General features: G+C 44.1%; 6 protein-coding genes and 3 rRNA genes. All 9 read left to right on the top strand.

Features of this window, described 5'->3' with window-relative positions; all coding sequences use genetic code 11:
- The first annotated feature begins 20 nt into the window (after positions 1–20).
- The 9 genes from lysS to radA all read left to right on the top strand — a co-directional run bounded on the left by lysS (position 21) and on the right by radA (position 12,999).
- Positions 21–1,505: a lysine--tRNA ligase gene (gene lysS / locus SCI76_RS13580; RefSeq protein ID WP_013054894.1), complete on the top strand. Its 1,485-nt coding sequence runs from the start codon at positions 21–23 to the stop codon at positions 1,503–1,505.
- 282 nt (positions 1,506–1,787) lie between these two features.
- Positions 1,788–3,339, top strand: a 16S ribosomal RNA gene (locus SCI76_RS13575).
- 225 nt (positions 3,340–3,564) lie between these two features.
- Positions 3,565–6,500 (top strand): 23S ribosomal RNA (locus SCI76_RS13570).
- 63 nt (positions 6,501–6,563) lie between these two features.
- Positions 6,564–6,679 (top strand): 5S ribosomal RNA (rrf, locus tag SCI76_RS13565).
- Together the 16S, 23S and 5S rRNA genes form the textbook arrangement of a ribosomal RNA operon.
- A gap of 235 nt (positions 6,680–6,914) precedes the next feature.
- Complete coding sequence (locus tag SCI76_RS13560) at positions 6,915–7,376, top strand: CtsR family transcriptional regulator (protein WP_013054895.1); 462 nt, start codon at positions 6,915–6,917, stop codon at positions 7,374–7,376.
- Positions 7,377–7,417: 41 nt separating this feature from the next.
- On the top strand, positions 7,418–7,960 hold the full coding sequence (locus SCI76_RS13555; protein ID WP_168761667.1) for a UvrB/UvrC motif-containing protein: 543 nt from the start codon (positions 7,418–7,420) through the stop codon (positions 7,958–7,960).
- A 3-nt stretch (positions 7,961–7,963) separates the two neighbouring features.
- Positions 7,964–9,037 (top strand): protein arginine kinase, encoded by a 1,074-nt coding sequence (locus tag SCI76_RS13550; protein WP_013054897.1) that lies wholly within the window; start codon positions 7,964–7,966, stop codon positions 9,035–9,037.
- A 20-nt stretch (positions 9,038–9,057) separates the two neighbouring features.
- Entirely contained in the window at positions 9,058–11,499 is a 2,442-nt protein-coding gene (clpC, locus tag SCI76_RS13545; protein ID WP_014462041.1) for an ATP-dependent protease ATP-binding subunit ClpC, read from the top strand.
- 123 nt (positions 11,500–11,622) lie between these two features.
- Positions 11,623–12,999: a DNA repair protein RadA gene (gene radA / locus SCI76_RS13540; protein ID WP_013054899.1), complete on the top strand. Its 1,377-nt coding sequence runs from the start codon at positions 11,623–11,625 to the stop codon at positions 12,997–12,999.
- Position 13,000: the final 1 nt, after the last annotated feature.

The raw sequence follows: 13,000 nt of genomic DNA, 5'->3' as shown, positions 1-13,000 counted from the left end.
ACGATGGAGATGAGTAAACGATGAGTCATGAAGAATTAAATGATCAATTTCTCGTTCGTCGCGAAAAAATGAGCAACCTACGAGATCAGGGTATTGATCCGTTTGGTCAACGTTTTGAACGTACACATACATCACAGCAATTAATTAGTGAGTATGACGAGTTAACAAAAGAACAGTTAGAAGAAAATGAAGTGCCTGTGTCACTAGCTGGTCGTATTATGACAAAGCGTGGAAAAGGAAAAGCAGGTTTCGCTCACGTTCAAGATTTAACAGGACAAATTCAGCTTTATGTACGTAAAGATGCAATTGGCGAAGAACAGTACGAAATCTTCAGCAGCGTAGATATCGGTGACTTGGTAGGGGTTGAAGGTGTTTTATTCAAAACAAAAGTTGGCGAACTTTCTATTAAAGTAAAAGATTTCACGTTACTAACAAAAGCGCTTCGTCCACTTCCAGATAAATATCATGGTTTAAAAGATATTGAACAGCGCTACCGTCAACGTTACTTAGATTTAATTACAAACCCAGAAAGTAAACAAACATTTATCTCAAGAAGCCGCATTATTCAATCGATGCGCCGTTACTTAGATAATCATGGATACTTAGAAGTTGAAACACCGATGATGCATTCAATCGCAGGTGGAGCAGCAGCTCGTCCGTTTGTGACACACCACAATGCGCTTGATATGGAACTTTATATGCGTATTGCGATTGAACTTCATTTAAAACGTTTAATCGTAGGTGGATTAGAAAAAGTATATGAAATTGGCCGTGTATTCCGTAATGAAGGTGTATCTACACGTCACAATCCTGAATTTACAATGATCGAATTGTACGAAGCGTATGCGGACTACAAAGATATCATGGCTTTAACGGAGAACTTAATTGCACACATTGCGCAAGAAGTACTTGGCACAACAAAGATTCAGTATGGTGATCAAGAGGTAGACCTAACGCCAGAATGGACAAGACTTCATATGGTCGATGCTATTAAACAATATACGGGCGTAGACTTCTGGGGAGAAACATCTGTTGAAGAAGCTCGTGCTTTAGCAAAAGAACACGGGGTAGAAATTACTGAACATATGCAATATGGACATATTGTAAATGAATTCTTTGAACAAAAAGTAGAAGAGCAGTTAATTCAACCGACGTTCATTTACGGACATCCTGTAGAAATCTCTCCACTTGCTAAGAAAAATGCGGAAGATCCGCGTTTTACTGACCGTTTTGAGCTGTTTATCGTTGCGCGTGAACACGCGAACGCATTTACAGAGCTAAATGATCCAATTGACCAACGTGAGCGCTTTGAAGCTCAGTTGAAAGAGAAAGAACAAGGAAACGATGAAGCACATGAGATGGATGATGACTTCATTGAGGCATTAGAATACGGTATGCCACCTACAGGTGGTCTAGGAATCGGTATTGACCGCCTTGTTATGTTACTAACAAATGCACCGTCAATCCGTGATGTACTATTATTCCCACATATGCGTCAACGCTAAAAAAAGAGATGGCTACGGCCATCTTTTTTTAGGTATTAATATTAGAAAATTTAAACTTTTAATTTACCTCTTGTTTTTATGAAATTGATTTGGTATATTTATATCTGTTGCTAACGCAGACAAGCGAAAACAACAAAAAGAAATAAAAAAGTTGTTGACATTACGTTGATAACTTGATAAGATAGTAAAGTCGCTTAAGAGCGGCGGTTGAACTTTGAAAACTGAACAAAGCGACAAACGTCAACGTTAATTTTTATTTTTTAAATGAGCAAGTCAAACATTTCTTCGGAGAGTTTGATCCTGGCTCAGGATGAACGCTGGCGGCGTGCCTAATACATGCAAGTCGAGCGAACTGATTAGAAGCTTGCTTCTATGACGTTAGCGGCGGACGGGTGAGTAACACGTGGGCAACCTGCCTGTAAGACTGGGATAACTTCGGGAAACCGAAGCTAATACCGGATAGGACCTTCTCCTTCATGGGAGATGATTGAAAGATGGTTTCGGCTATCACTTACAGATGGGCCCGCGGTGCATTAGCTAGTTGGTGAGGTAACGGCTCACCAAGGCAACGATGCATAGCCGACCTGAGAGGGTGATCGGCCACACTGGGACTGAGACACGGCCCAGACTCCTACGGGAGGCAGCAGTAGGGAATCTTCCGCAATGGACGAAAGTCTGACGGAGCAACGCCGCGTGAGTGATGAAGGCTTTCGGGTCGTAAAACTCTGTTGTTAGGGAAGAACAAGTACGAGAGTAACTGCTCGTGCCTTGACGGTACCTAACCAGAAAGCCACGGCTAACTACGTGCCAGCAGCCGCGGTAATACGTAGGTGGCAAGCGTTATCCGGAATTATTGGGCGTAAAGCGCGCGCAGGCGGTTTCTTAAGTCTGATGTGAAAGCCCACGGCTCAACCGTGGAGGGTCATTGGAAACTGGGGAACTTGAGTGCAGAAGAGAAAAGCGGAATTCCACGTGTAGCGGTGAAATGCGTAGAGATGTGGAGGAACACCAGTGGCGAAGGCGGCTTTTTGGTCTGTAACTGACGCTGAGGCGCGAAAGCGTGGGGAGCAAACAGGATTAGATACCCTGGTAGTCCACGCCGTAAACGATGAGTGCTAAGTGTTAGAGGGTTTCCGCCCTTTAGTGCTGCAGCTAACGCATTAAGCACTCCGCCTGGGGAGTACGGTCGCAAGACTGAAACTCAAAGGAATTGACGGGGGCCCGCACAAGCGGTGGAGCATGTGGTTTAATTCGAAGCAACGCGAAGAACCTTACCAGGTCTTGACATCCTCTGACAACTCTAGAGATAGAGCGTTCCCCTTCGGGGGACAGAGTGACAGGTGGTGCATGGTTGTCGTCAGCTCGTGTCGTGAGATGTTGGGTTAAGTCCCGCAACGAGCGCAACCCTTGATCTTAGTTGCCAGCATTTAGTTGGGCACTCTAAGGTGACTGCCGGTGACAAACCGGAGGAAGGTGGGGATGACGTCAAATCATCATGCCCCTTATGACCTGGGCTACACACGTGCTACAATGGATGGTACAAAGGGCTGCAAGACCGCGAGGTCAAGCCAATCCCATAAAACCATTCTCAGTTCGGATTGTAGGCTGCAACTCGCCTACATGAAGCTGGAATCGCTAGTAATCGCGGATCAGCATGCCGCGGTGAATACGTTCCCGGGCCTTGTACACACCGCCCGTCACACCACGAGAGTTTGTAACACCCGAAGTCGGTGGAGTAACCGTAAGGAGCTAGCCGCCTAAGGTGGGACAGATGATTGGGGTGAAGTCGTAACAAGGTAGCCGTATCGGAAGGTGCGGCTGGATCACCTCCTTTCTAAGGATTTTTACATGACGTACGTTTTGACACTTTGTTCAGTTTTGAGAGTTCAATCTCTCAATTATAGAAAGCATACTACTTTCTTCTTATTAGATAAGAAGAATTTTGGTTGCGATTGTTCTTTGAAAACTAGATAACAGTAATTGCTGAGGAAAAGTGAAACTTTTCTTTAATCAAACCAATAAATAACACAACAATATGTTGTACCATTTATTCGCTAATGGTTAAGTTAGAAAGGGCGCACGGTGAATGCCTTGGCACTAGGAGCCGATGAAGGACGGGACTAACACCGATATGCTTCGGGGAGCTGTAAGTGAGCTTTGATCCGGAGATTTCCGAATGGGGAAACCCACTGTTCGTAATGGAACAGTATCTTTATCTGAATACATAGGATATTGAAGGCAGACCCGGGGAACTGAAACATCTAAGTACCCGGAGGAAGAGAAAGCAAATGCGATTTCCTGAGTAGCGGCGAGCGAAACGGAATTAGCCCAAACCAAGAGGCTTGCCTCTTGGGGTTGTAGGACACTCTATACGGAGTTACAAAGGAACGAAGTAAATGAAGCGACCTGGAAAGGTCCGTCGAAGAAGGTAACAACCCTGTAGTTGAAACTTCGTTCCCTCTTGAGTGGATCCTGAGTACGGCGGAACACGTGAAATTCCGTCGGAAGCTGGGAGGACCATCTCCCAAGGCTAAATACTACCTAGTGACCGATAGTGAACCAGTACCGTGAGGGAAAGGTGAAAAGCACCCCGGAAGGGGAGTGAAAGAGATCCTGAAACCGTGTGCCTACAAGTAGTCAGAGCCCGTTAACGGGTGATGGCGTGCCTTTTGTAGAATGAACCGGCGAGTTACGATCCCATGCAAGGTTAAGCTGATAAGGCGGAGCCGTAGCGAAAGCGAGTCTGAATAGGGCGTTTAGTATGTGGTTGTAGACCCGAAACCAGGTGATCTACCCATGTCCAGGGTGAAGTTCAGGTAACACTGAATGGAGGCCCGAACCCACGCACGTTGAAAAGTGCGGGGATGAGGTGTGGGTAGCGGAGAAATTCCAATCGAACCTGGAGATAGCTGGTTCTCTCCGAAATAGCTTTAGGGCTAGCCTCATGTTGTGAGAGTCTTGGAGGTAGAGCACTGATTGGACTAGGGGCCCCCAACGGGTTACCGAATTCAGTCAAACTCCGAATGCCAAAGACTTATCCATGGGAGTCAGACTGCGAGTGATAAGATCCGTAGTCAAAAGGGAAACAGCCCAGACCACCAGCTAAGGTCCCCAAGTATACGTTAAGTGGAAAAGGATGTGGAGTTGCTTAGACAACCAGGATGTTGGCTTAGAAGCAGCCACCATTTAAAGAGTGCGTAATAGCTCACTGGTCGAGTGACTCTGCGCCGAAAATGTACCGGGGCTAAACGTATCACCGAAGCTGTGGATTGACATCTTTGATGTCAGTGGTAGGAGAGCGTTCTAAGTGCTGTGAAGTCAGACCGTAAGGACTGGTGGAGCGCTTAGAAGTGAGAATGCCGGTATGAGTAGCGAAAGACAAGTGAGAATCTTGTCCACCGAATGCCTAAGGTTTCCTGAGGAAGGCTCGTCCGCTCAGGGTTAGTCGGGACCTAAGCCGAGGCTGAAAAGCGTAGGCGATGGCCAACAGGTTGATATTCCTGTACCACCTCCCCGCCGTTTGAGTAATGGGGGGACGCAGTAGGATAGGGTAAGCGCGCTGCTGGATATGCGCGTTCAAGCAGTTAGGCTGATGAGTAGGCAAATCCGCTCATCATGAAAGCTGAGCTGTGATGACGAGGGAATTATAGTACCGAAGTTCCTGATTCCACACTGCCAAGAAAAGCCTCTAGCGAGGCGGGAGGTGCCCGTACCGCAAACCGACACAGGTAGGCGAGGAGAGAATCCTAAGGTGATCGAGAGAACTCTCGTTAAGGAACTCGGCAAAATGACCCCGTAACTTCGGGAGAAGGGGTGCTCTGGTAGGGTGTATAGCCCGAGAGAGCCGCAGTGAATAGGCCCAGGCGACTGTTTAGCAAAAACACAGGTCTCTGCGAAGCCGCAAGGCGAAGTATAGGGGCTGACGCCTGCCCGGTGCTGGAAGGTTAAGAGGAGGGGTTATCCTTTGGGAGAAGCTCTGAATCGAAGCCCCAGTAAACGGCGGCCGTAACTATAACGGTCCTAAGGTAGCGAAATTCCTTGTCGGGTAAGTTCCGACCCGCACGAAAGGCGTAACGATCTGGGCACTGTCTCAACGAGAGACTCGGTGAAATTATAGTACCTGTGAAGATGCAGGTTACCCGCGACAGGACGGAAAGACCCCGTGGAGCTTTACTGTAGCCTGATATTGAATTTTGGTACAGCTTGTACAGGATAGGTAGGAGCCTGAGAAGCCGGAGCGCTAGCTTCGGTGGAGGCGTCGGTGGGATACTACCCTGGCTGTATTGAAATTCTAACCCGCGGCCCTGATCGGGCCGGGAGACAGTGTCAGGTGGGCAGTTTGACTGGGGCGGTCGCCTCCTAAAATGTAACGGAGGCGCCCAAAGGTTCCCTCAGAATGGTTGGAAATCATTCGTAGAGTGTAAAGGCACAAGGGAGCTTGACTGCGAGACCTACAAGTCGAGCAGGGACGAAAGTCGGGCTTAGTGATCCGGTGGTTCCGCATGGAAGGGCCATCGCTCAACGGATAAAAGCTACCCCGGGGATAACAGGCTTATCTCCCCCAAGAGTCCACATCGACGGGGAGGTTTGGCACCTCGATGTCGGCTCATCGCATCCTGGGGCTGTAGTCGGTCCCAAGGGTTGGGCTGTTCGCCCATTAAAGCGGTACGCGAGCTGGGTTCAGAACGTCGTGAGACAGTTCGGTCCCTATCCGTCGTGGGCGTAGGAAATTTGAGAGGAGCTGTCCTTAGTACGAGAGGACCGGGATGGACACACCGCTGGTGTACCAGTTGTCTTGCCAAAGGCATCGCTGGGTAGCTATGTGTGGACGGGATAAGTGCTGAAAGCATCTAAGCATGAAGCCCCCCTCAAGATGAGATTTCCCATAGCGCAAGCTAGTAAGATCCCTGAAAGATGATCAGGTTGATAGGTCAGAGGTGGAAGCGTGGCGACATGTGTAGCTGACTGATACTAATCGATCGAGGACTTAACCAAACTTTTAAAAGCGTAAGCTTTACTCAGCAAACTGTTACCTAGTTTTGAGAGAGCAATCTCTTGTCTGGTGGCGATAGCGAAGAGGTCACACCCGTTCCCATACCGAACACGGAAGTTAAGCTCTTTAGCGCCAATGGTAGTTGGGACTTTGTCCCTGTGAGAGTAGGACGTTGCCAGGCACCTGAAAAAGGACTAGCTATTTTAGCTAGTCCTTTTTTGTTTACAATTTATTTGTTTTATGAAAAAGTATAGTAAGAACAATAAAATTCGCGATTTGCAGGTTTTGAAATAAATTTTAGTGGCAACGATAAAAGTAAAGAATAAACTTTAATAGTACATAGTTGAAAATTTTTTCGTTTCCTTTTATATTTAAATTAAGGTCAAATATAGTCAAAGTCAGAAGGAGGGGGCAGCGTGCCAAATATCTCTGACATTATCGAACAGTATTTAAAACAAGTACTTGAATTAAGTGAAAGAGAAATTGTTGAAATAAGGCGCAGTGAGATTGCTGATAAATTTCAATGCGTTCCGTCGCAAATTAATTACGTTATCAATACCCGCTTTACGGTTGAGAGAGGTTATCTTGTAGAAAGTAAGCGAGGCGGCGGCGGATTTATTCGTATTGCAAAAGTAAAAATGCATGATGCAGCGGATTTGTTTCAGCAAGTGATTGAGATGATTCAAAATGAAATTTCACAAGTAAGTGCTGAAAATGTCATTATTAGGTTAGTTGAAGAAAAAGTCATCACAGAACGAGAAGCAAAAATCATGTTGAGCGTTATCAATCGTTCAGTTATTAATATTGAACTTCCTTATCGTGATGAGCTAAGAGCCAATCTTTTAAAAGCAATGCTTAATTCATTACGCTACCGATAAGCTCATGATCTATTTTATTTAGAACAGGGAGTGATGACAGGATGATTTGTCAGCAATGTGAAACGAGACCTGCAACTCTTCACTTCACAAAAATTATTAATGGTGAAAAGACGGAGATGCACGTATGTGAACAATGCGCTTCAGAAAATGGAGATGCATTTTCTTTTTCAAATCAGCAAGGTTTTTCAATCAATAACTTACTAGCTGGCCTACTTAACCTAGACCCAGCAGTAACTGAAAATTATAAGAAACAAAGTCAGGACGTTCTTTCTTGTCCTACTTGTGGCATGACATATCAAAAATTTGCTAAAATCGGCAGGTTTGGATGTGCAGATTGCTACAAAACATTTGAGCGACCTCTTATTCCTTTCGTGAAGAGGCTGCATGGAGGTAATTATCTACATCATGGAAAAATACCAGCAAGAATTGCAAGTAATCTTCATTTAAAAAAGGAATTACAGGCATTAAGATTGAACTTAAAAGAGTATATCGAAAAAGAGGAGTTTGAGAAAGCAGCCGAACTCCGAGATCACATTCGATTACTAGAAAAGAAGATGAACGAATCGAGAGAGGAGGAAGCGTAATTCATGTCCCAGGATTTGTTCTTTTCCCAGCCTGTTAGCTCTTGGATGCGTCAAGAAGCTTCGAATTCAGATATTGTGCTAAGCAGTCGAATCAGGCTGGCTCGAAATTTAACTCATTATCTTTTTCCAACTCTCTTTTCTAAAGAACAAGCAGTTGAAGTGGTTCGAGTATTTGAGCAAGTTTTTCAAAAAAGTGAGAACACCAATCAGTGGAATTTGCATTTACTAAAGATGAACGAATTACAGCCTCTTCAAAAGCAAGTGTTGGTTGAGAAGCATCTTATCAGTCCTAACTTGGCTGAAGGAGACAACAACGGAGCTTGTTTTTTATCAGAAAAAGAAGATTTGAGTATTATGGTTAATGAAGAAGATCATTTACGCATACAATGTTTATTTCCAGGCCTTCAATTATCTGAAGCTTTAAGCACAGCGAATAAAGTAGATAATTGGATTGAGAAATACGTAGATTATGCGTTTGATGAAAATAGAGGGTATTTAACCAGCTGTCCCACAAATGTGGGTACTGGGCTACGTGCATCTGTGATGATGCATCTGCCGGCTTTAGTGATGACCCGTCAAATTCATCGTATTATTCCCGCTATTAACCAGCTTGGCTTAGTGGTGAGAGGAATTTATGGAGAAGGTAGCGAAGCTTTAGGGAATATCTTTCAAATTTCTAATCAGATAACCTTAGGGAAATCTGAAGAAGATATTGTGGCAGATTTAAATAGTGTCGTACAGCAGTTAATTACACAAGAGCACTCTGCAAGAGACGCACTGTTTAAAACATCTCATGTAGAGTTAGAAGATCGAGTGTATCGTTCATATGGAGTATTGGCCAATAGCCGTATTATTGAGTCCAAAGAAGCTTCACAATGTTTATCAGATGTTCGATTAGGAATCGATTTAGGGTATATAAAAGGACTGAGTCAAAATATATTGAATGAACTTATCATTATGACGCAGCCAGGCTTTTTACAAAAGTATTCGGGAGGGCCCCTAAAGCCTCAGGAACGTGACATTAAAAGAGCCACCTTAATTCGAGAACGTCTCACTATAAATAAAAACACAAATTAAACGTGGAGGGTGACGATTATATGATGTTTGGTAGATTTACAGAGCGCGCACAAAAAGTATTAGCTTTAGCACAGGAAGAAGCACTACGCCTAGGTCACAACAACATTGGAACGGAGCACATTTTATTAGGTATCGTTCGTGAAGGTGAAGGAATTGCAGCAAAAGCTCTTTCTGCTCTAGGCCTAAGCACTGAAAAAATTCAAAAAGAAGTGGAAGCATTAATTGGCAGAGGCCAAGAATTAACGCAGACCATTCATTATACACCTCGAGCGAAAAAAGTCATTGAACTTTCAATGGATGAAGCCCGAAAGCTTGGTCATTCTTACGTAGGAACAGAACATATCTTACTAGGCTTAATTCGTGAAGGTGAAGGCGTTGCAGCACGCGTTTTAAATAATCTAGGTGTCAGCCTAAATAAAGCTCGTCAGCAAGTACTTCATTTATTAGGTAGCAATGAAGCTGCTTCAAGCCATCAAGGCGGAGGTTCTTCAAATGCCAATACACCTACGCTAGACAGCTTAGCACGCGATTTAACAGTTGTAGCGCGCGAAGGAAGCTTAGACCCTGTTATCGGACGTGGGAAAGAAATTCAGCGTGTTATTGAAGTGTTAAGCCGACGTACAAAAAACAATCCTGTATTAATTGGGGAGCCAGGTGTCGGTAAAACGGCAATCGCTGAAGGTTTGGCTCAGCAAATCGTCAACAATGAAGTTCCAGAAATTTTACGTGACAAACGCGTTATGACTTTGGATATGGGAACGGTCGTGGCTGGTACAAAATATCGCGGAGAATTTGAAGATCGCCTGAAGAAAGTAATGGATGAAATTCGTCAAGCAGGTAATATCATTCTCTTTATCGATGAGTTACACACATTAATTGGCGCTGGTGGTGCAGAAGGTGCTATCGATGCTTCTAATATTTTAAAACCGTCTCTTGCTCGTGGAGAACTTCAGTGTATCGGTGCTACGACTTTAGATGAATACAGAAAATATATTGAAAAAGATGCAGCGTTAGAGCGTCGCTTCCAGCCAATTCAAGTGGATGAACCAACGTTGGAAGAGTCTATTCAAATCTTAAAAGGGCTTCGTGACCGTTATGAAGCGCATCACCGAGTATCTATTTCTGATGAGGCAATCGAGCAAGCGGTGAAACTATCAGATCGCTACATTTCAGATCGTTTCTTACCGGATAAAGCAATCGATTTAATTGATGAAGCTGGTTCAAAAGTGCGTTTACGTTCATTTACAACGCCGCCAAATTTAAAGGAATTAGAGCAAAAATTAGAATCAGTACGCAATGAAAAAGATGCGTCTGTTCAAAGTCAAGAATTTGAAAAAGCAGCATCTTTACGCGACACAGAACAACGCCTACGCGAAGAATTAGAAGACACAAAGAAAATTTGGAAAGAGCAGCAAGGTAAAGAAAACTCAGCTGTAACCGTAGAAGATATTGCGATGGTGGTATCTAGCTGGACGGGTGTACCGGTCTCTAAACTGGCACAGGAAGAGACAGAAAGACTGCTAAACATGGAAGAGATTCTTCACTCTCGTGTAATTGGGCAAGAAGAAGCGGTAAAAGCAGTTGCAAAAGCTGTGCGCCGTGCTAGAGCAGGCTTGAAAGATCCAAAACGCCCAATTGGTTCATTCATTTTCTTAGGACCAACAGGGGTTGGTAAAACAGAGCTTGCACGCGCATTAGCGGAGTCAATCTTTGGCGACGAAGACGCAATGATTCGTATCGATATGTCTGAGTACATGGAGAAACATTCTACTTCACGCTTAGTAGGTTCACCTCCAGGATATGTTGGATACGAAGAAGGCGGCCAGTTAACGGAAAAAGTAAGAAGAAAACCTTACTCAGTTGTTCTTTTAGACGAAATTGAAAAAGCACATCCGGATGTATTTAACATTTTATTACAAGTGTTAGAAGATGGACGCTTAACAGATTCAAAAGGCCGTACAGTTGATTTCCGTAATACGATTTTAATTATGACATCAAACGTAGGTGCGGACACATTAAAACGAAGCAAGCACTTAGGGTTCACAGTAGAAGCAGAAGGCCAAGACTACAAAGATATGAAAGGAAAAGTAATGGCGGAAATGAAGCGCGCATTCCGTCCGGAGTTCCTAAACCGTATCGATGAAATTATCGTCTTCCATTCATTGGAGAAACCTCACTTAGCTGAAATCGTTAAATTAATGGCGGACCAGTTAACAAAACGCTTAAAAGAGCAAGAAATTGATCTTGAATTAACAAAAGAAGCAATTGATAAGATTGCAGAGGAAGGTTTTGACCCAGAATACGGCGCTCGTCCACTTCGTAGAGCAATTCAAAAACATATTGAAGACCGTTTATCTGAAGAGCTGCTAAAAGGGGTTGTTCAAAAAGGTCAGAAAGTGACGCTAGATGTAGACAAAGGAGAATTTGTTGTTAAATCCTCCGCTCCAAGCAGCATCAGCTAAATTTACTCAAACCAAGACGAGGCATACGAAAAAACACGTATGCCTCCCTTTTTATTTTAGCTTAGGAAATAGTGTACAATGGAGATAGAAATCGATTGAATGAACGGAGAGATTGATAACATAATGGCGAAACGAAAAACAAAATTTGCATGTCAGCATTGCGGATATGAATCCGCAAAATGGATGGGGAAATGTCCTGGATGCGGAAGCTGGAATTCGATGGTGGAAGAAATGGAAGAAACGAAATCATCACGCCGAGGAGCTTTTTCCGGAGCTACTGCTTCTAAAGTTCAAAAACCTCAGTCAATTACAGCGATTGAATCTACAACAGAACCACGGATTTTTACACCTTCTGCAGAGTTAAACCGTGTATTAGGAGGCGGTATTGTCAGAGGGTCACTCGTTTTAATAGGGGGAGATCCGGGTATCGGAAAGTCTACTTTACTTTTGCAAACCTCCGCGCAGTTAGCAATGAAACAAAATAAAGTACTATATATTTCGGGAGAGGAATCAACCAAACAAACGAAGTTAAGAGCGGACAGGCTAGGTGTAAAAGCTGAAGAGCTTTATGTTCACGCAGAAACAAACTTAGAATTAATACTAGAGGCCATCTCAAGCATGCAGCCTGATTTTGTGGTGATTGATTCAATTCAAACCATTTACCATGCTGATGTGACATCAGCGCCAGGAAGCGTCTCACAGGTGCGAGAGTGTACGGCTGAACTAATGCGTGTTGCTAAAACGAATGGCATTGCCATCTTTATTGTGGGTCATGTAACGAAAGAAGGGGCCATTGCGGGTCCAAGACTTCTTGAACATATGGTAGATACGGTTCTTTATTTTGAAGGAGAGCGCCATCATACGTATCGTATATTAAGAGCGGTTAAGAACCGATTTGGATCTACAAATGAAATGGGCATTTTTGAAATGAAAGAAAGTGGGCTAGAAGAAGTATTGAATCCATCTGAAATCTTTCTAGAAGAACGGTCTCAGGGAGCAGCAGGTTCGGTTGTTGTCGCTTCAATGGAAGGGACAAGACCCGTATTAGTAGAGCTGCAGGCGCTAATCAGTCCAACGAGCTTTGGAAACCCTAGAAGAATGGCGACAGGAGTAGATCATAATCGCGTTTCGCTTATCATGGCTGTCTTAGAAAAGCGTGTAGGAATGCTGCTGCAGAATCAAGATGCTTATTTAAAAGTAGCAGGTGGAGTGAAATTAGATGAACCAGCAATCGATTTAGCTGTAGCCGTTAGCATTGCTTCAAGCTTCCGAGATGCTGCTTCTAGCGCTACAGATGTTATTGTAGGAGAGGTAGGATTAACAGGCGAAGTACGCCGAGTGTCTAGAATTGAACAGCGCGTTCAAGAAGCGGTAAAATTAGGGTTCCAACGAATTATTATTCCGGAGAAAAATTTAGGAGGATGGAAAGTCCCAGATGGTATTGATGTGATTGGGGTATCAACAGTAGCGGAGGCTCTGCAATATACATTAGGAGGATAAG

The sequence above is a fragment of the Priestia sp. HNGD-A6 genome (genome assembly GCF_045784335.1).
In the GTDB taxonomy this organism is placed as follows: Bacteria; Bacillota; Bacilli; order Bacillales; family Bacillaceae_H; genus Priestia; species Priestia zanthoxyli.
Note: the sequence above shows the minus strand (reverse complement) of the source record. Positions and strands in the feature narration are given on the sequence as shown.